The sequence below is a fragment of the Pseudomonas ficuserectae genome, assembly GCF_024584585.1.
In the GTDB taxonomy this organism is placed as follows: domain Bacteria; phylum Pseudomonadota; class Gammaproteobacteria; order Pseudomonadales; family Pseudomonadaceae; genus Aquipseudomonas; species Aquipseudomonas amygdali.
The window spans coordinates 94,924-114,267 of record NZ_CP085685.1; the positions used below are offsets into that span (position 1 = coordinate 94,924).

Here is a 19,344-nt window from a genome sequence, read left to right on the forward strand (position 1 = left end):
CATGACGCAAGAACAAGATCACTCGCAAGACCCTGAGGAACAAGGGCTGACCGAAGACACGCTGGTCCTGGACTTTCTCGCCCAGGCAGGCGTCACCGAGCGCCTGAATCGCCCCGGCACCCAGGATGTGGCCATTAACCGGCCCTTTGAAATCTGGGTAGACGGTCCAGACGGCTGGGTGCGCGAGGACGCGCCCTGGCTCACCTACAGCCTGTGTTGGCGGCTGGCCAATGCGCTCTGTGCGCTGAGATCCCGCGTGCTGGCTCCTCATTCACCGATTCACACCGTTAAATTGCCTGGCGGGGAGCGGGGCCAGATCGTCATGGCACCGGCGTGCGAGGAAGGCACCCTGTCGATGACGTTTCGCAAACCCTCCTTGCTGCGCTTTACCCATAAGGATTACGTCAACAGTGGCCGCTATGACCGGGCCCAGGCCATCGCTTCACCGGTGCTGACCCTCAAGCCCTGGCAGTGCGACATGAAGGACGCTCACGCTGCCGGGGACTTTGACCCGTTCATGGAAATGGCCGTTGCCCATCGTCAGAACATCATCGTGTTTGGCGGGCCAGGGTCAGGGAAAACCACCTACGGCAAGACGCTGATCGACCTCTTTCCGGCTCACCGGCGCATGGTCACGATCCAGGAATCACTGGAAGACTCCCTGCCCTTTCATCCCAACCATGTGCATCTGCTTTATAGCGATGTGGTGACGCCCAAAGCGCTGGTGGCCAGCGCGCTGCGGATGAAGCCCGACCACCTGTTCCTGGCCGAGCTGACCGGGGATGAGGTGTGGCACTTCATCGAGATTCTGAACACCGGCACCAAGGGCACCGTGACCACGGCGCACGCCAACGACAGTGAAGCGGGCTATGCTCGTGTGTGCGGTCTGGTGAAGCAATCGGAGGTCGGCAAGGGCCTGGACTACGACTACATCGAGCGCCTTGTCCGCACCTCGTTCGATGTGGTGGTGTACATGGAAAAGCAGGACATCCTGGAAGTGCATTACGAACCTGAACACAAGCTGGCCCTGCTCAATGGTCAGCGTCAACGAGCTAAATAGGAGTGTGTCATGTGGTTGAAACGGATTTTTACTCGGAAGTTTGCAACACGCGGTAGCGGTAAGCGCGTAGCAGAAAGGCCCAAGCCACCCACGCAGCCATACGTTCTGCTGCTCAATTACTCACAGTTCTACGCAGTGGCCGAAGCCATCCAGATGGATTACGTCACCCTGCATAACAGCATTACGCGCAACCCTGCACGCGGCCTGGAGAAAGCCCTTGTAGAACGCGAGCGGCACAACCGTGATGCATTGGGGCAAGTGTTCACGATGATCGAAGCGATCCAGCCTTATCCGAACACGTTCGCAGCCTTCGAGGCTGCACGTGCTCATGTTCAGGGGACCGAGCACACGCTCGCCCGGCAGGGTGACAGGAGAAGTTTATGTGGTGGAGACTGACATTACTGGTCATCGCATTGATGCTGGTGTTCTTCGTGGCAGGCCTGTACGCAGGGGGGGCGATGTTTCTGCAACTGACCCAAGGGCACTTCGCGGGCTTGTCCTGGGACACGCTGTGGGAGGCCCGCAAACTGCCCTGGAACGACCGGCGCATGCTGTACGTGCCGTGGTCATGGTGTGTGACGGCAGCCCTGACGTTCCTGCCGGTCGGCGTTACGTTGATGGCCGTTTTCGTGCGCTTGAAGCCCAAAACTTCGTTGCACGGTGATGCCCGCTTTGCCAACGACCGCGAGCTGCGCCAGTTCGAGTACCAGGGCGAGTACAAGAACACCAGTAAGGCCCGCAAGTAGGCTTTACGCTCACTACATGTATTCAGACAACAGACGAGGCATTACGATGACCACCGAAAAAGTGCTCGCAAAAAGTGACGCAAAAGACGTACTGGCGCTCTCGAAGGCATCAGCAGAAGCCATCTTGGCTAACTTCACCACTACCATCGAGTTCGCGGCTGCGCAAACCGACGATGAGGTAAAAGCGTTTATCGAGATGCTGAACACCGGCCACAAGGGGAGCTGGAGCACGCTCGCCAATAGTGAGTCAGGCTATGCCCGTGTGTGCGGACTGGTGAAGCCATCACAGGGCACCAGTAAGACCCGCAAGTAGGCATTACGCTCGCGTCACCCCCTGATACATCCGCATTTTCAAACATCCCCATGCAACGCCACACAGTCAGCTACCAGCCGCCTGGCGTTTGGCTGTGCCTGGCCTTACCTATATGAGGTGTACCGTGCTGCTACCTTTTGAGCTGGACCCTGAAATCATTCAACACATCATCCATAGTCAGGCCGGATCGATCGGCAAGGCCATCATCGAGCTGGTGATGAACTCTGTAGACGCCGATGCCACCGCATTGCGCCTGACCATGACCAAAGAGGGCTTTCACTGCGCTGATGACGGTCGCGGATTTGCCAGCCGCAATGACGTGCTGCGCTACTTCGGACGCTTTGGCACACCGCACCAGGAAGGCGATGCCACCTATGGCCGGTTTCGCCTGGGCCGGGGTCAGATCATGGCGCATGCCAAGACACGTTGGGCTTCCAACGATTGGCAGATGACCGTTGATACCCGCTCGATGGGCTACAACTACGAGCTGGACGATCTTGAACACGGCGTACCGGGGTTGCTCCATCGAGGGCACCTGGTACGAACCGCTCAACGATTTGGAGTTGATGTCTGCCGTTCAGGAGATTCGTGACCTGGTGCGCTACACCCGCATCAGCGTTGAACTCAATGGCCGTGTCATTACGCGCGATCCTGCAACGGAAAAATGGGACTTCGAGGATGAATACGCCTATTACCGGGCCAAGGAAGAAGGCGCGGTTTCGATCTACAACCAGGGCGTGCTGGTCCGTCACGATTCCTCGCACCTCTGGGGGGCTGGAGGCCTGATCGTGACCAAGCAGGCGATTGCCCTCAACGTCTCCCGTAGCGAGATACTGCGCAAGACCTGCCCGGTCTGGAAAGCCATCGCCAAGGTGTTCGGCCCGTTGGCTGACAAGGTCTCGGGGGAATTGGGTGGACGCCGCAAGACAGAAGCACGTCGAGCGCGATCAGCACTGTCGTTGCTCAGCGGTGCAGCTGATGTAGGCAAAATATTCTGCCATGAAGAAGTCATTACGGTGCTGCCAGGTAAACGGCATATCACCCTGATGGATTTTATTGGCAAGGCGTTTCGTGAACACAAAGGCACCTACACCGTTGTTTTAAAGGGCAGTGACATACCCAAGGGCGAAGGCATTGCCGGGCAGCGCATCATCCAGGTACTGCATCCGCAAACGCTCGACCGCTTCGGTTGCCATAGCGTTGAAGATTTTGAAGATGTGCTGGAACGGGTGATTGCCAATGCCAGACCTGCCGTCAGTCACTGGTACCGAGACCTGAAGGTGCCCCAGTGCGCCGCTTTCGCGACGGTCAAGAAGGCTTATGTCGAGCGAACATCGATTGTCGATGAGAAAAAGGCGCTGGACAAAGAAACGCGCCGGGCCTGGATAGCGTTGCGCTGGTGCCTGCAACACTATGCCGGTGCGTGTGTGGGGGCTGAACGCTGGAAGGATGGCACCGTTCGGCATAGCAAAGACCGCCTGGATGTGTTGCTCGGCGAGTCGAACACCAGTGAAGCGTGGACGGATGGTAAAACCTACCTGGCCATCAACCGCACTATCGTCCAACGCCTTAAATCTGAGCCAATGAAAACGGCGGCCTATATCTTCGGGTTGGTCGAGCATGAGGTGGCGCACCAGGGCGACAGCCTGGCGTGCGGTCATGACGAAGCGTTCTATCAGCGTTTCCATGACATTTCCCTGCGCATGGCACCCGAGCGTCAGCGGTTCATGCACAAGTGGTTGATGAAATACACCACGAGCATGGAAATGGAAGGCAAGAGGGCAACCGGCAACGCTTGGGGAGAGCTTCACCTGGTGAGGCGAGTGGGCACTGGACGTATGAAGCGCGGCTTGTCGGACGCCATCGAGGACGATTCGGAGGACCCAATCGTCAGCACGCCGGTGCCGGAGCAGGACATGGTCTTGCTCAGCAGGATCAATGCCGGGTTAATTGATAAGGGCGTCTGCCCACCGCCGCCCGACTGGAACAGGGTCATCGAGCAGGCCAAGGCCGATCAGGTGGCGAACAGCGAGCGGTTGCGCGCTAAACGGGAAGCCGATGAGGCTGAATATGAGCGGATCAGTCAGGCGCTTGATGAGGCCACAGAGAAGGCGAAACCCGAAGTTGCCCGGATTCTGGACATGCCGTTAGCGGACATTCCAGCCGGTGCCCTGGACTACCTCGGTCATTTGCTGGCCACTGGAAGCGATAAACAGGAGATACGCAGTGAATGGGAATGCCAGTTCGCAGAGCCTGAAGATATTCCAGCCGCAGCGCTGGAGTATCTGCTGACAACCGGCGGCGACGCGCAGGAGATGCGCAGCGAAGACCAGGCCAATCTGGAGCAGCTGGCTGCGGACCAGGCAGATGATCCACGCCGTAAGTTAGCGAAGGAATACCACGTCATGGTCGAGCCTGGCGAAACCTGGTGGGTGCTTGAACGCAATGCTGCCGCTGCCGGTTTCTGGCGTGTCGAGGACTATTTGAAGTGGCGACATGCCGATCAACAGCTACTCGATAACTCAAGCGAGTGCTGTGCAAATAAGTAGCCGCCTCGCCGCCTGATACACCTGCATTTTCAGACCATCCCCAATGCAACGCCACACAGTCAGCTACCAGCCGCCTGGCGTTTGGCTGTGCCTACTCAAAGGAAATATCACGATGAACGTTCGAATCACACTGACCCTGTCCGCTGTGTTCATGCTGTCCCTGACCGGCTGCGCGACTCAGTCACAGCTTGATCGACAGTCGAACCAGCTTGAAGTCATCAGCGCCTCGCTCAAGCAGATGCAGGCCAACCAGCAGCAGTCCATCGCTCTGCAACACCAACAGGCCGCGCTTCAGGCGCAAAGCAACAACGAACAGGCGCTTCAGCGTCAAGCAGGGGGCCGCTGATGGGCAAGGCTAAATCGAAACCCATCAGCCCGGACAATCCCCAAGAACGGATCGAGGAGCATCCCGCGATCCTCATTGGCAAACACCCTACCAAGGACACCTTCTTAGCCAGCTATGGCCAGACGTTCGTCATGCTGGCCGCGCCCCCTGGAACCGGCAAAACGGTGGGAGTCGTTACCCCCAATCTGTTGAGCTACCCCGATTCGGTGGTGGTGAACGACCCCAAATTCGAAAACTGGAGGGACACGGCAGGTTTTCGGGCCGCAGCCGGACACAAGGTCTACCGTTTTTCGCCGGAGCTTCTGGAGACGCACCGCTGGAACCCGCTGAGCGCCCTCAGCCGCGACCCGCTGTACCGCTTGGGGCAGATACGCACGCTGGCGGGTGTGCTGTTCGTGTCGGACAACCCCAAGAACCAGGAGTGGTACAACAAGGCTGCCAACGTGTTTGCGGCCATCTTGCTGTACCTGATGGAAATGGAGGGCATGAAGCTCAATGGTATGAAGCTGACCTTGCCCCAGGCCTATGAGGTGGCGTCACTGGGCACCGGGCTCGGTGTGTGGGCGCAGCAAGCCATCGAGCAACACAGCACTGGCCCCAACGCGCTGTCAGTGGAAACCCTTCGAGAGCTCAATGGCGTGTTCGAGGCCTCGAAGAACAAGAGCAGCGGATGGTCCACCACCGTCGATATCCTGCGCGGTGCCTTGTCCATGTATGCCGAGAAAACGGTGGCCTGGGCAGTCTCAGACACCGACATTGACTTCACCAAGCTGCGCAAGGAGAAGATCAGCATCTACTTTTGCGTGACCGGTAACGCCATCAAGAAATACGGCCCGCTGATGAACCTGTTCTTCACTCAGGCCATTCAGCAGAACACCGATGTGATGCCCGAGCAGGGTGGTCATTGCGCAGACGGCACGTTGATACTCAAGTATCAGGTGTTGTTCGTGATCGACGAAATCGCGGTCATGGGCCGTATCGAGATCATGGAAATGGCCCCGGCGCTGACACGCGGTGCAGGCCTTCGCTACATCATCATTTTTCAAGGCAAGGACCAGCTGCGTAGCGAGCGCACGTATGGCCGGGAGGCTGGCAACGGCATCATGCAGGCCTTTCACATCGAAATCGTCTACGGCACCGGCAATGTCGAGCTGGCCAAGGAGTACAGCACGCGCCTGGGTAACACCACGGTGCGCGTCCATAACCAGTCGTTGAACAGACAGAAGCATGAAATCGGTGCTCGAGGTCAAACAGACAGTTACAGCGAACAGCCCCGACCGTTGCTGTTGCCGCAGGAGGTCAGCGCCCTGCCTTACGGCGAAGAGCTGATTTTTGTGGAAGCCACAAAGACGACGCCCGCTGCCAACATCCGAGCCCGGAAAATCTTCTGGTACGAAGAACCCGTGTTCAAAGAGCGAGCCGGTATGCCGACGCCCGATGTGCCGATTGGCGATGCTTCCAAAATCGACGCGCTCACCGTGCCGGTGCGCACTGTCGAAGCCAAGGTGGCGGTGGCCGATACCAAGCCCATGCAGGCCGAACAACGGCAGCGCTGGAATCCCAGAGACACCAACGCTCAGGCAATCGAAGTGGCTAAGGCCGCAACGGACAAGGCACAGCCAGTTGAGGTCGAGCCGGATCCCGAGCCTGCGCAGGCTGACGATACCCCCGAAACGATGTAGTCCCCCCACTGGCACATCCAAACGCTTGCAGGAGCAACACATGAATACCTTCAGCAAAACGGCTGACCGCCAGGGTCATGTCGCTGGCAACGCCGTGCCCGGTCGCGGCAAAACGCTGCTCTGCGCGCTGTTCGCAGTGTGTCTGCTGGGCAGCGGCTCGGCCTTCGCCGGTGACCCGTGCAAGTCCGTGCTGTGCCTCTACGGCAAATTCACCGGCAACAGCGGTGGCAGCGAGTGCCGCAGCGCCGAGCAGGACTACTTCAGCATTCTGGTCAAGAAGCACGGGAACATCAAATGGAGCCAGACCGCCACGGCGCGCCAGGACTACCTCAACAGCTGCCCCGGTGCTGATCAGAGCTACACCCAAAAAATCAACGACAAGTTCGGCAAGGTCCGGGGCTAAGCCCCAGATCCTGACAAGGAGAACACCATGCGAGTATTCATTGCGGAAAAGCCTGCCCTGGGCCAGGTCATTGCCGAGGCGCTGGGCACCGTCATACGCAAGGACGGCTATTTCGAGTGTGGCAGCAACAATATCGTCACCTGGTGCGTGGGCCACTTGCTCGAACTGGCCCCGCCCGAGGTGCACAACCCCGATTATAAAAACTGGGTTCAGGCCGACCTGCCCCTGAAGCTGCGCCCGCCCAAGTACCAGCCCATCGCACGCACCAAGGATCAGCTGAGCATCGTCCAGCAGCTGATCAGTCGCGCCTCGGAAATCGTCCACGCCGGTGATCCGGACGACGAAGGCCAACTGCTGGTCGATGAGGTCCTGGTGCATTTCGGCAACACCGCGCCGGTCAAACGCATCCTGATTAACGACATGAATGCCAATGCTGCCCGCAAAGCGCTGGAAGGCCTGCGCGACAACAGCGAGTTTTACGGCCTGTTCCAGAAGGCACTGGCCCGCAGCATTGGTGACCAGCTCTACGGGTTCAACATGACCCGCGCCTGCACCCTAGCCGGTAGGGCCAAGGGCGTCAAAAGCGTGTTATCAGTGGGGCGCGTTCAAACCCCGATCCTGGGGCTGATCGTGAATCGCTATCTGGCCAACAAGAGTCACGCCAGTGCGTTTTACTACACGGTTGCGGCAAGCCTGGCCGTTGGCAGCAGTCGTGCGCAGTGCCGCCTCGTGGTGGCCGCTGATGCCCCGATTGATGACAAGAACCGCATCATCGACGAGGCGTATGCCACTCAAGTGGCTGATGCGTGCCGAATGAAGCCCGCAGACGTGATCGAGGCGCGTGTGGAAGAGAAGCAAACGGCGGCACCACTGCCGTTCGCGTTGCTGGACCTTCAGGTGTACATGAGCAAGACCCACAGCATCGATGCCGAGAAAACCCTGGCCCTGACCCAGGCGCTGCGTGAGAAGTACAAGGCCATCACCTACAACCGGTCCGATTGCAGTTACTTGTCTGACGAACAGTTTGCCGAGGCCCCGCAGACCTTGAGCCTGCTCAGCGAAGCCCTGCCGGACCTGACCGGGATGTTTGCCGAGGTGAATTCGGAACGCAAAACCCGGGCTTTCGACGACAGCAAGGTCTCGGCGCACACCGCGATCATCCCAACGGCAGTGAAGATCGACATTGCCCAGCTGAGTGACGATGAACGCGCCGTGTACATGGCCATCGTCAAACGTTACGTCGCGCAGTTCTTGCCCGAAAAACGTTACCTCAGTGCCGAAGTGCGTTTTGGCGTGAGCGGCCACACCTTCGTTGCGCGCTCCACCAAAGTGACGCAGCCCGGCTGGTCGGCGCAGGTCACTGAAGAAAACGAGCAAGACGAAGACGCATCGGACGCCGCCGAGGTTGCGAGCCCCTTCGATGCGCTGGCGGATTTGAAAGTCGGTGACGCCGGGGTATGCGACGGCATTACGGTGGCCAAGGAAAAAACCAAGCCCCTGCCGCTCTACACCGAAGCCACGTTGCTCAAAGACCTGCAGAGGGTCGCCAAGTACGTGCAAGACCCGCGCATCAAGCAGCTGCTGATCGACCGCGACCAGGGCAAGAAAGGCGAGAACGGCGGCATCGGCACCCCGGCGACCCGCGCCGCTATGCTGGCCAAGCTTCAGGAGCGTGGTTTTTACGCGGTAGAGAAGAAAAAACTGATCCCCACCCAGCTGGGTCTGGAGTTCATCGCCGCGTTGCCAGCGATTGCGACGACGCCGGACATGACCGCGCTCTGGCATGAACAGCAACAAATGATCGAGGCCGGTGAACTGACCGTGGAGGAGTTCCTGGACGAACTGGAAGGCTTCATCGCAGACCAGGTGCAGAACATCGACCTGGGCAACGTGCAAGGCGATGGTAAGCCGATATTGGACAGTCTGAACGCTCAGTGCCCCATGTGCGGCGGTGAACTGGCCGTCACCCCGCGAGTGATCGGCTGTCGCGCCTGCGCCTTCAAGTTCCATCCGGAAGTCAGCGGCAAGATGCTGTCGCCCGGCCAGATCGAGGCGCTGCTGACGAACGGCAAGACCGGCGTACTGAAGGGTTTTCACAGCAAGAAAACCGGCAAGTCCTTTGACGCGGCCCTGAAGCTCAACCACGAAGCCAAGCTGGAGTTCGTATTCAGCCGCAAACCCACGCGCGCGTGCCCCCCTCTTCAATGGAGGCATTAGCTATGCCAGAGGAACAACAGCCCAAGGCAGCGCAGTGGCCAGACGGTGACACGATGACGGCGCACTGCCCCAACTGCGAAACCCCTGCGACTGTAGATATCGTCAACGTCAGAAGGTGGCAAATGACCTGGCGCCCAGTGGATTGCGACAACTGCTTTGCGGAGTTTGAGTTGTCGGCAGACGGCAAAACGGCATTGCTGCTGGGCCCTGCCGAGCAGACCACAACCCGTGGCCGAGAGCTTCTGAGCACGATATTCGTGTTTGACCCCAACGAAGACACCCCTTAACGAACTCATTGAAGAAGGAGCGCAATCATGGCGCGTGGCATCAATAAAGTGATCCTGGTAGGCACCTGCGGACAAGACCCTGACTGTCGTTACCTGCCCAACGGCACGGCGGTGACCAACCTGAGCCTGGCCACCAGCGAGCAGTGGGCTGACAAGCAGAGCGGGCAGAAGGTCGAAAAGACTGAATGGCACCGCGTGTCGCTGTTCGGCAAGGTCGCCGAAATCGCCGGTGAATACCTGCGCAAGGGTTCGCAGGTCTACATCGAGGGCAAGCTGCAAACCCGTGAATGGGAAAAGGACGGGGTCAAGCGTTACACAACGGAAATCGTCGTGGACATGCAGGGCACCATGCAGTTGCTCGGAGGCCGTCCACAGGGCGACGCTCAACAAGGGCAGAACGGCCACGGCAGCAGTGACAGCGATCACCAGGAAGCCCCACGGCAGCAAGCTCCCCAACAGGCGACACCGGAAAAACCGTCCGGCAAGGGCAAAGCGGCACCAAAACCGTCACGTGCATCAGGCAAGCAGACTCAGGCCAAAGCGCCTGCACCGCAACCCGCTGGGGATTTTGGAGCCGGAGATGACGATATCCCCTTCATGGACCCCTACCGGTTCAACTGGATGCTGGTCTGACCCACCCACACATCGATCTTGCCCACGTCAGGTGCCGCGCTCCCGGCTCGTCGTGACGCGCTCTATCGTCGCGGCGAACGGAAGCACGGGCGCAGCGCACACTTGACGCTACCTCGTTCAGAAAAGGCTCACCTTGGGGGTGTGGGGTAGCTTCACCGCCCCGCGCTCCCGAGGTCAACGCGGCCGTTGCGGGATGACAAGGGCTGCGCCCTTGGTGTTCAAACGGCCCAGCCAACCACATTTCAAAACGGTGCCCAGTTATTGGCACCGCGACTTCGATCAACCTTAAATCACTCAGGATCATTCACTATGAAAGTCGTCATCATCAATTACACCGGCACTGTCGGCAAAACCACCATTGCCGCCAACCTGCTATCGCCACGCATGGACGGTGCCCCGATCTACGCTATCGAGTCGATTAACGAGACCGCAGAAAATCTCGGCATGGACGTGGAAAAGCTGCGCGGCAACAAATTTCGTGAGCTGTTCAAACGTCTCATGCTTGAAGACCAGGCCATCATCGACGTGGGTGCTTCCAACGTTGAAGACTTCATGGCCAACCTGGAAAGCTTCGAAGAGGCTCACGATGAAATTGATTACTACGTTGTTCCAGTAACTTCTGGAACCAAGGAGCAGAAAGAGACAGCAACCATGATTGGAACGCTGGCCGCGATGGGCATTCCGGCTCACAAGATAAGATTGGTATTCAATCGGGTGAAAAGTGACGTTGATTCGGAATTCTCCATCATTATTTCCTATTACGATCTTGCACATTCGTTTATCTGCAATCGCAAGTGCGCAATATTTGAAACTGAACTGTTCGACGCTCTTTCAGTCAAGCGTATTTCTCTTACATCGTTGATGAGCGATGACGCCGACTACAAGACGTTGCTGAAAGACAAGAGCGCTGACATGAAAGATCGTGAGCTTTGGTCAGATATGTATGGCTTGAAGCTTCTCGCCAAAGGCGTTAATCGTAAGCTTGATGTAGTCTTTGATGCGTTGTTCGCGGAGGAGGATGCTCTATGAGCACGATTGAAAAGAATACAGCCACTGCACGTGACGTTCTCATTACCGAGTTGCTAAGTGACGTGGGTCACTTGCACGACAGTATCAAGAACATACCCAGGTTGCTTGAGCTTTCAATGGATGATTCGTTAAGAATTGTCGCTGATGCTGTTGAAGATGCAGAAGACACCGCATTGTTTCTCCAGAAAAGCACTAAAGAATTGATTCAAGCCACCACGACCAAGGCTGGTCTAGATGTCGGGATCAAGCTTTCTGAGGCCATTCATGACAGTCTTGCTAATGCTTTCGAGCCTGCACTCAATCGTGCGACGGTCAAGATTGAACAACTGGAAAATCGTGTGTCTGCGTTGTCTGGAAATCTCAGAGATACGCAAGCCACTCGATTTAACCATATGATGCTTGCAGGATTAGTCGTGATGGCAGCTATGATGATCGGTGGCATGACCTGGATCGCTATTGAAAGCCAAGACGTTAATGAAACCAACAAGTGGTTCTATCAAGAATATAAAGAACAACGCGCTTTGTTGGAAAAAATTCCTACAGGTATCAAAGACAAGTATAAGAACTAGCCAGTACGCGCTATTCATTTTTCGTCGAATATCAGCCCCTTGCCTGAAACAAGTGCATTCAAGTCCATTCTATCGAAGTCTTCCCTGATCTTTCGAAAGTCAGCGGGTGTCATCGGTGTTCTCTGGTTGTCTGCCTTTTTTGGCTCAGGGGGCGTTTTCGCATGTTCCTCAGCTATAGCGGTTTGCTTGTCCGTTGTCTTCTGTGTTGTGGCTTGTGTGTTGGATGTCAGCGTGTGGACGTACCTAACAAACTGGCGGTACCCAAGCGAAATGGACTCATTCGACATCAGCTCGTCGTAGGCCTGCTTCATCGTGGCCCCCATGTCGATGCGTGCCTGAATCTGTTGCAGCCATGGTGTTACCTGGCTCTTGCCTGTTCGTGGTTTGTTGCGCCAGTCGTCCATTTTCTTCTCCTTTCAGTGTTCTCAACGATGCTCGAATGTGGCTTACGAGGGTTAGAGACCATTTGTGACATTTAGAGACACTCAAAGTCAAGTAGAGACATTTAGAGTCAACCTAACAGGATTAGTGACACAGAGAGACATTCTGTGTCATCGAGAGACATTCAGAGACAATCTTGGATCTGACCCAAAATCTCGAATTCGCTAAACAGGCACGTTACCGATTGTCTACAAAAAAGAGCTTCGCCTTTTTCGTATCCAATCGACGTGCCAAAGGGGATACCCCTTTGAAACCCCGCAGAGCGGGAAAGCGTTGTCGTTGTTGTTGGTTGTCGTCATTCCAGGTGCCCCCAGGAGGTGATCTTGTGGCCGAAAAAGTGAACAAGTCATGCGCCGTGTCATGCCGTTTCACGGATGAACAGTTCGCTCGGTTTGCCGAGCCCATCGCGCAATCCAGCCTGAAGCCAGCCCGATTCTTTCGTGATCTGGTGATCAGCCGTTCGCCTACCTTTGAGCAGTCCGCAATCGACAAGAAGCGGATGCAGCAGATATTTGAAAAGTCCGGACATGCTCTAAACCGAGTTGCTTACTCCGCTAACTCGGCACCATATAACGGCACGCTTTATCAAAAGCAGTATCTCCACTGGCTTAATAAGCTGAACGCTATTCAACAACTATTGCTCACGGTATTGCCCGAGACTGACCCACCAAAACCGGCGAGGCCAGTCCATAACGGCAACCGTGGCTCACCTAACGTATCTGGCAAAAAAGTTCATATCATCCGGTTTCGACTCACCCAAGACGAAATGGCCCAGTTTAATGACATGATCAAACGGGCGGGCTGTTCTGCATCAGCCTTTTTTAGAGAGCTGATTTTAAATAAAACACCGGTGTTCAGAGAGTTTACCGGGTTTAGGAAAAGAATAGTATTCATCGTCAACAAAGCCGGTAACAACATTTCTCAGTTGGCTTATATCGCTAAATCAGCCAGTGATAGGGGCCTTATTGCCGACAGTGTGAGAGACAAATGGTATGAATCGCTTGTGGTCATCGAAACGATTTTGTTAGCAGGTATAGAATATGCTGATTAGAGTCAGTGGCTATAACACCGGAGCGCAGGAGTATTTAGAACAAGGCAATAAATCAGGTCGAGAGTTTACGCGTGATGAATTGGACCATCGGTTGATCATTGAGGGGCAGCTCAGCGTCACCAGGGCCATCTACGAGAGTATCCCGGATCATGGCCAGGATCGCTATCTCACGTTCACGCTCAGCTTCAAAGAAGACACGGTTTCACCTGAATTGCTCAAGGCGGTGACAACCGATTTCAAGAACTTCTTTATGCATGCGTACAAGCCTGAAGAATTCAATCTGTATGCCGAAGCGCACTTGCCCAAAATGAAGACGGTCACTGACAGGAAAACCGGTGACGTAATTGAACGCAAGCCTCACATTCATATCATTATCCCACGTATCAACCTGTTGAGTGGCAATGAGGCCAATCCAGTTGATGTGTACAAGAATCATGAAAAGTACTTTGAAGCTTTTCAGGAGCACATAAACCAGAAGTATGGCCTGTCTTCGCCGCGTGAGAATGTCCGTGCGGACATCACCGATGCGGCCAGTGTCCTGTCTCGCTATAAAGGCGATGACTTTTACGGCAAGAACCGCCAGTTCAAACAGGAGCTGGTCAAGCAAGTCATCGAACGCGGCGTAACTACACGTGCCGATTTTTATGCCCTGGTGGCTGAGCACGGTGAAACGCGCATCCGTAATGAAGGTAAGGACACTGAATACATTTCGGTCAAATTGCCGGGTGACGCAAAGGGCACGAACCTGAAAGACACCATCTTTCAGGATGACTTCATTGTCAGGCGTGAACTGAAGAAACCACCGCTTGAAGCCAGTGTGATCCAGGAACGTTTGCTTGCCTGGCCGCAGCGCGCAAGGGAAATCAAGTACGTCAACAAGGCCACCCCCAAGTTTCGCAAAGCCTATTCCGAAGCCTCCCCTGAAGATCGTGTTCGGCTACTGGCCGAACGCGAAGCCAGGTTCTATCAAACTTATGGAGAATCCCATGACTCAGTACACACCGGGCAACGACAGAGAGATCACCAGCGAAGTCCTGCTGAAACTGCGGGGCGACGCACTTCCGCACCTGCCGATGGCCTGCAAGACCTGTCCGTCAGCAATGTGGCAGATCACCGGCAAGCCGGATCGGCCCGAAGCCGTGACGGTGCGGTGCTACTGCCCAGTGATGCACACGTTCACGTGGGACAGTCGCAACCAGGAGGAGATTCTGGATTGCGACCACCTGTACCAGGAGGAGGACGAGGAAGACGGAACGGGTCCACAGCTGAGCGAGGAAGAGGAGGAAGCGGGCCTGCCGCCGTTTCTCAGGAAGCAACGGGAACAGCAACGCCAGCAGGCGCTACAGGCCGACGCCGGGCCGGAGCTGGAAAGCCCCGAAACGCCCGAGTACGAGCTGGACGAATAATCCCGCCGTATGCCAAGAACCCTCACCGTGTCGCCACCATCGCTGACATCGAGGAGCGAGGCCGACGCCTGTTTGATCCGCTCAAGAAGCCTTCTGACAACGCGCTGGTGTTCTACAGAGCACCTTCCGTCACGTCGATGCCCAAGGCAGCGACTGCGACAGCAACGCCTGGACGATCCACTGCCGGGCGTAGGCCAAGGACTTCAGACAAGCCTCGCCCTCCCCGCCAATGGCGGCCTGGTTCTGTCGTCCCGCCCTACGCCAAGAACCCCCACCGGGTCGCCACGGTGGCTGACATCGAGCAGCGCGCCCGGATGCTGTTCGATCCGCTCAAGCGGCCCGCAGACAAGGCGCTGGTGTTCAAGCGCGCCTCGATCAAGGCCCTGACCGTTAACAGGCAGGCCTCGACGGTGGCCGCGTATTTCACGCGGGAAGCGCAGCACAACCAGATTGCCCCGGCTCATCGCCGGGCCATACGCCGGATCGATCAGCAGTATTACGCGCTCAGGCGCGCCGTGTTCTCCGATCAACGCTTAACCCGCCAGGACAAGGCGCAGCTGGTTTCCGTGCTGACCTTCGAACGGCTCAAAGCACGTGAACAGTTCCATAACCCGAAACCCAACATCGAGGTAAATCTCATGGGCAGTGCAGCCATACGCAATCTTTTAGAAGACGAAAAGGAAGACCCAGGCTTCAGCATCAGCGGTGCCAGAGGGCCTGGCCCTGAAGGCGTGCGTGACCGTGTGAAGCGGGTCATGGATCGCTTTGCCAAACAGGTTGATCCCGCCGCCGCCAGTCAGCGCGCGCGTGACCTTAGCGCCAAGGATCTGTACACGCGCAAGGCCAAGTTCAGTCAGAACGTGCATTACCTGGACAAGCAGACCGACAAGACACTGTTTGTGGACACGGGTAAAACAATCTCTATGCGTCGCACGGGGATTACCGAGTCCGGTGTGTCCGTGGCCCTTCAGCTGGCCCGGGAAAGGTTTGGCAGCACACTCACCATCACCGGCACCGCCGACTTCAAAAAGCTGGTGATCGAGGCCGTGGCCAAGAACGGTCTGGACGTTCACTTCACTGACAAGGCCATGAACCAAAGCCTGGCGGCTCGCCGTGCAGAGCTGGACATTGAGCGTGGTGGCCAGAGCATTGGTCCTGCCACCGATCTGCCTCGGCACGTTGACGATTCCACACGTGACGTCAGGGACCAGGCGGATAGGATGGGCGTTACGGTGCCCATCGAAGCGCTGTATGGAGAAGGAAAAACCGCCGAGCAGGTTAGCCAGGCGCTGGCCACCCAGTTGGACACCGTGCCGGAACCGGAACGCATTGCGTTCGTCGAACTGGTGGCGATCACCTTGGGCATTCCAGAGCGCGGTCAGCCCAAAGGCGACCAGGCGTTTGCTCAATGGCAGGCGCAGCGTGCGCAACCGGCTGCGGATGTTGCAGCAACGGCAACGTCTGAAGCGCAGGCCAACGTGCCAACGCCTTCAGACGCTGCGCCCGAGCCCGTTAGCCCGACAGTGGCCACCAGCACTGCGTCGGCGAGTCCAGAAGCCGCGAAGCCTGCACGGGCCGACGATCCGGACTTGCAGAGCCCCAGCGAGCTGGTGAGGCTTGAAGCACAATGGCGTCGTGATTTTCCGATGTCCGAAGCGGATGTCAGAGCCTCTGATACGGTCATGGGCTTGCGATGTGAAGACCATGCCGTCTGGATCATTGCGACGGATGACAAGAGCCCGGAAGCGGCTGCCCTGCTGACGGCGTACATGGAAAACGACAGCTACCGCGAAGCGTTTAAAGGCGGCCTTGAAAATGCCTATCGGCAAGTCGAGACCTGGCCTGAATCGGTCAAGGACCTGGATGAAATCACTGCCATGGCGGTTGGTATCGTCAACCAGGTTGAACAACGTCTGTACCCAGCCCCTCAAGCAGCAACGGGCCAGACAGCCCCGTCCAGGAGCAAAGTCATCGAGGGCACGCTGATCGAGCACGGAGAAGCACCGTATCAGCACAATGACGACAACCAGATGAGCTACTTCGTGACGCTCAAGCCCGAGGGAGGTAAGCCCCGCACCGTGTGGGGCGTAGGGCTGGAAAAGGCGATGAACGATGCAGATCTGAAGCAAGGCGACCCGGTACGTTTGGAAGACCTGGGCACCCAGCCTGTCGTGGTGCAGGTCATTGAAGAGGACGGCACGGTGACGAACAAGACGGTCAACCGCCGTGAATGGTCAGCGCAGCCGATCGCGCCTGATCGGGAAGTGGCCGAAACCACGCCCAAGGGGCAGGCCGAAGCCGCTGGCACACCGGAGCTGTCATCGCCTGATGAAGAAGACGGCATGGGCATGGACTGAGGCGTTTGGATCAGCCGCCTCCAGGTCCCGATGTGGCTCCCACGAAAACAACCGCTTAACCCTGCGCAGCGCCGAGTTCAGCGCGCCGGCGCAGGGTTCTGTTCGCATGCATGGAAAGGAGACGTAAATGAGTAACAGCAGAACGCAAAAGCTGCACGCGCAGCACGTGCTTGAAACGATTGCCCTCGGCATTGCACAGCCTGTAGCGCTGCCCCGCGCGACGATAGAAGAAGCGCTTCGCGAAGCCATCACGGATGGACGGCTTGAACCGGGTGAACGGCTTGCGCAGCAAGCCATCGCCAATGCCTTTCAGGTCAGCCGAATGCCCGTGCGCGAGGCGCTGCGCTCGTTGGAGACGCAGGGTTACATCGCCGCGCAGTATCATAAAGGCTACTTGGTCACGAACGGCAACGAGCCGCCCCAGCATGGTCACCTGCCTGGCTTGCTGAGGCGCGTTGCAGAAAGCCATAAAAAGCTAGGCGACCTTGAATCAAAAGTCGCCTTCGAAAATGAAATCCTGCGCGTTCTCGGCCGGCTGCGCCCTACCCCTTCCTGATGCTCCGGTTGATCACGATGTCATAGCCATTCTGTTATCCAAAGGCCGTCTAGCTCACATCAAGCAGATGCAGAGTGGCAGTTTCGTATTTCGCGCATAGCAAAATTTCAGTAACTTATGTAAGTTATGTCACTTTAGTAATCCTACAAGGGCTTCTCATGATCTTACTTTTAGGCGGTGAAAAAGGCGGCAGCGGGAAAAGCTGTTTAGCTCAAAATCTGGCCGTTTGGCTGCAGGCTCGAGGGGGTGATGTCCTGCTTCTAGATGCGGACCCACAGGGCACGACTGCCGACTGGGCCGCCGAACGGTCTGCTCAAGGAGACCTCCCTGCGATTCCTGTCGTGCAGGCGCACGGCAATATTCGTCAAACGCTGACAGACTTACGTGGCCGATATAGGCAGATTGTGGTCGATGCTGGAGGGTCCGATTCGGAGGCGCTGCGGTCAGCAATGACGGTAGCTACTCATATGTTGATCCCTTTTCGACCCAAGCGACGAGATCTCAAAACCCTTCCCAAGGTTGATAACTTGGCACGACTGGCGACTGCGGTAAATCCAGCACTGAATGTACGTGCAGTGATTACCCAATGCCCAGCCCTGCCAAGTCAGATACAGCGGATATTGGATGCCAAAGAAGCGTGCCGCTCCTTTGGCATCCAACCTCTTGACGCTATTACTACAGCTCGCAATGTCTACGACGATGCTGATGAGGACGGATGCTCGGTCCTGGAGAGCAATTCCGACCCTCGTGCTAAAGAAGAAATACAGACGTTGGCAGCGGAGCTTTGGGGAGATGCCAAATGGGACTAAAAGATTTGATTCGTAAGCCTGAGAATGTCTCCCCATCATCCGAAGCTAACGATGAAGCCGCGCTGGCTTTCATATCTGCTGCACCTGTCAGTGCCACTCCAGAGCCTAAGCGCAAGCGTAAAAAAGCGCCCACGTTTGTGCGTACTACTTTTTCCTTGTCCAAAGACGTGAACAGGCAGATCGATAAGATTTCTCTATTGCCACGGACCTTCCGAATATCGCGTTCCGATGTGATTCGGGCTGGAATCATGGCACTCCAAGAGCTAGATAAGGCTGATCTGCTTGCGCTGCTTGAGAAGGCATCTAATGCCGAGCCGATTACAGATTTCATGGAGGACGAGTAAGCTCTTTAACTTACGTAAGTTATTCCTATTGCGTAAATTACTTCACTTTGTACTCTGAAGCCCCCGTATCACAAGGCCTATAGCCATTCGTACTAGGCTAAAAATCAGCTGTGAAAAATGGCATTTTCATTGCGGACAGTGAGTTCGGGTGATAGTGTTCACCCACTTTGCCTGCCCACCGTTGCTGGGAAGCAATATTTTTCATGCTCGAACGAGCGTTGACGGGAATATATTAACGATTTAGCCAAATAGCAGAAACCAAAAAGCCCCGCTTGCCGGCGGGGCTTTTTGGAAAATCTTGAACAGGCCGTTTGATACGCGGGTTACCTGTTCAACACACATAACGTGAGCTGATTATGGCGTTCACTGCGGTTTTGTGCAAGCCGTCAAAAGTGAAGCCTTCAGTTCACCGCTGAACGGTGGACTTATGGAAAAGATTTTTCAGCTGCTGTGCGACCTCGATGACAGCACCCTGCCCCCCCAGTTGACCCCTTGCGTCACACCCTTTCACCGCGTTGGCCAACCAGTTGGCCAAGGCGGTGAAGC

General features: G+C 56.5%; 22 protein-coding genes. 20 read left to right on the forward strand and 2 right to left on the reverse strand.

The window, feature by feature from the left end:
• The first annotated feature begins 1 nt into the window (after position 1).
• The 14 genes from virB11 (at position 2) to LJU29_RS28290 (ending at position 11,834) form a co-directional block, all read left to right on the forward strand.
• A complete protein-coding gene (gene virB11, locus LJU29_RS28230) occupies positions 2-1,060 on the forward strand; it encodes a P-type DNA transfer ATPase VirB11 (RefSeq protein ID WP_257112975.1) in 1,059 nt (352 codons plus the stop codon).
• A 9-nt stretch (positions 1,061-1,069) separates the two neighbouring features.
• Complete coding sequence (locus LJU29_RS28235; protein WP_004667993.1) at positions 1,070-1,456, forward strand: hypothetical protein; 387 nt, start codon at positions 1,070-1,072, stop codon at positions 1,454-1,456.
• The gene (locus tag LJU29_RS28240; protein WP_004667995.1) at positions 1,441-1,806 is read left to right on the forward strand and encodes a hypothetical protein; all 366 of its coding nucleotides are present in this window, start codon (positions 1,441-1,443) and stop codon (positions 1,804-1,806) included. The genes LJU29_RS28235 and LJU29_RS28240 overlap by 16 nt, the downstream gene beginning before the upstream one ends.
• Before the next feature lie 46 nt (positions 1,807-1,852).
• Positions 1,853-2,119 carry a hypothetical protein gene (locus LJU29_RS28245; RefSeq protein ID WP_004644125.1) on the forward strand — a complete coding sequence of 89 codons (267 nt, stop codon included), beginning with the start codon at positions 1,853-1,855 and terminating at the stop codon, positions 2,117-2,119.
• A gap of 124 nt (positions 2,120-2,243) precedes the next feature.
• Positions 2,244-2,711 carry an ATP-binding protein gene (locus tag LJU29_RS29855; protein WP_371321927.1) on the forward strand — a complete coding sequence of 156 codons (468 nt, stop codon included), beginning with the start codon at positions 2,244-2,246 and terminating at the stop codon, positions 2,709-2,711.
• On the forward strand, positions 2,686-4,668 hold the full coding sequence (locus LJU29_RS28250; protein WP_371321928.1) for an ATP-binding protein: 1,983 nt from the start codon (positions 2,686-2,688) through the stop codon (positions 4,666-4,668). Before LJU29_RS29855 ends, LJU29_RS28250 begins: the two co-directional genes overlap by 26 nt.
• A gap of 112 nt (positions 4,669-4,780) precedes the next feature.
• Complete coding sequence (locus LJU29_RS28255; protein ID WP_257112976.1) at positions 4,781-5,014, forward strand: hypothetical protein; 234 nt, start codon at positions 4,781-4,783, stop codon at positions 5,012-5,014.
• Positions 5,014-6,696: a type IV secretory system conjugative DNA transfer family protein gene (locus tag LJU29_RS28260; RefSeq protein WP_257112981.1), complete on the forward strand. Its 1,683-nt coding sequence runs from the start codon at positions 5,014-5,016 to the stop codon at positions 6,694-6,696. The genes LJU29_RS28255 and LJU29_RS28260 overlap by 1 nt, the downstream gene beginning before the upstream one ends.
• A 40-nt stretch (positions 6,697-6,736) precedes the next feature.
• Complete coding sequence (locus LJU29_RS28265) at positions 6,737-7,099, forward strand: TrbM/KikA/MpfK family conjugal transfer protein (protein WP_010217641.1); 363 nt, start codon at positions 6,737-6,739, stop codon at positions 7,097-7,099.
• A 27-nt stretch (positions 7,100-7,126) separates the two neighbouring features.
• The gene (locus LJU29_RS28270) at positions 7,127-9,316 is read left to right on the forward strand and encodes a type IA DNA topoisomerase (protein ID WP_257112991.1); all 2,190 of its coding nucleotides are present in this window, start codon (positions 7,127-7,129) and stop codon (positions 9,314-9,316) included.
• 2 nt (positions 9,317-9,318) lie between these two features.
• Positions 9,319-9,603: a hypothetical protein gene (locus LJU29_RS28275; protein ID WP_257112992.1), complete on the forward strand. Its 285-nt coding sequence runs from the start codon at positions 9,319-9,321 to the stop codon at positions 9,601-9,603.
• A 27-nt stretch (positions 9,604-9,630) separates the two neighbouring features.
• Positions 9,631-10,236, forward strand: a complete 606-nt coding sequence (locus LJU29_RS28280; RefSeq protein WP_019741003.1) for a single-stranded DNA-binding protein — start codon at positions 9,631-9,633, stop codon at positions 10,234-10,236.
• Between the two features lie 309 nt (positions 10,237-10,545).
• Positions 10,546-11,265, forward strand: a complete 720-nt coding sequence (gene stbB, locus LJU29_RS28285) for a StbB family protein (protein WP_096059924.1) — start codon at positions 10,546-10,548, stop codon at positions 11,263-11,265.
• Positions 11,262-11,834, forward strand: a complete 573-nt coding sequence (locus tag LJU29_RS28290; protein ID WP_020304530.1) for a hypothetical protein — start codon at positions 11,262-11,264, stop codon at positions 11,832-11,834. The genes stbB and LJU29_RS28290 overlap by 4 nt, the downstream gene beginning before the upstream one ends.
• Before the next feature lie 14 nt (positions 11,835-11,848).
• On the opposite strand, the gene LJU29_RS28295 is transcribed toward LJU29_RS28290, so the two are convergent.
• Positions 11,849-12,238: a hypothetical protein gene (locus tag LJU29_RS28295; protein WP_005734769.1), complete on the reverse strand. Its 390-nt coding sequence runs from the start codon at positions 12,236-12,238 to the stop codon at positions 11,849-11,851.
• 362 nt (positions 12,239-12,600) lie between these two features.
• Here LJU29_RS28295 and LJU29_RS28300 point away from each other — a divergent pair, with 362 nt between their 5' ends.
• Positions 12,601-13,326, forward strand: a complete 726-nt coding sequence (locus tag LJU29_RS28300) for a plasmid mobilization protein (RefSeq protein WP_057443892.1) — start codon at positions 12,601-12,603, stop codon at positions 13,324-13,326.
• Positions 13,327-13,528: 202 nt separating this feature from the next.
• Here LJU29_RS28300 and LJU29_RS29860 read toward each other — a convergent pair whose 3' ends face one another.
• Complete coding sequence (locus LJU29_RS29860; protein WP_371321929.1) at positions 13,529-13,990, reverse strand: hypothetical protein; 462 nt, start codon at positions 13,988-13,990, stop codon at positions 13,529-13,531.
• A gap of 322 nt (positions 13,991-14,312) precedes the next feature.
• Between LJU29_RS29860 and LJU29_RS28310 the strand changes: the two genes are divergently transcribed.
• The 5 genes from LJU29_RS28310 to LJU29_RS28330 all read left to right on the forward strand — a co-directional run bounded on the left by LJU29_RS28310 (position 14,313) and on the right by LJU29_RS28330 (position 18,798).
• The gene (locus LJU29_RS28310; protein WP_054097448.1) at positions 14,313-14,732 is read left to right on the forward strand and encodes a hypothetical protein; all 420 of its coding nucleotides are present in this window, start codon (positions 14,313-14,315) and stop codon (positions 14,730-14,732) included.
• 287 nt (positions 14,733-15,019) lie between these two features.
• A complete protein-coding gene (locus LJU29_RS28315; protein WP_306459410.1) occupies positions 15,020-17,089 on the forward strand; it encodes an LPD7 domain-containing protein in 2,070 nt (689 codons plus the stop codon).
• 127 nt (positions 17,090-17,216) lie between these two features.
• Positions 17,217-17,645, forward strand: coding sequence for a GntR family transcriptional regulator (locus tag LJU29_RS28320; protein WP_005730295.1), 429 nt, complete (start codon positions 17,217-17,219; stop codon positions 17,643-17,645).
• A gap of 158 nt (positions 17,646-17,803) precedes the next feature.
• Positions 17,804-18,454, forward strand: a complete 651-nt coding sequence (locus LJU29_RS28325; RefSeq protein ID WP_005730296.1) for an AAA family ATPase — start codon at positions 17,804-17,806, stop codon at positions 18,452-18,454.
• On the forward strand, positions 18,445-18,798 hold the full coding sequence (locus LJU29_RS28330) for a hypothetical protein (protein WP_005730297.1): 354 nt from the start codon (positions 18,445-18,447) through the stop codon (positions 18,796-18,798). The genes LJU29_RS28325 and LJU29_RS28330 overlap by 10 nt, the downstream gene beginning before the upstream one ends.
• Positions 18,799-19,344 lie beyond the last annotated feature (546 nt).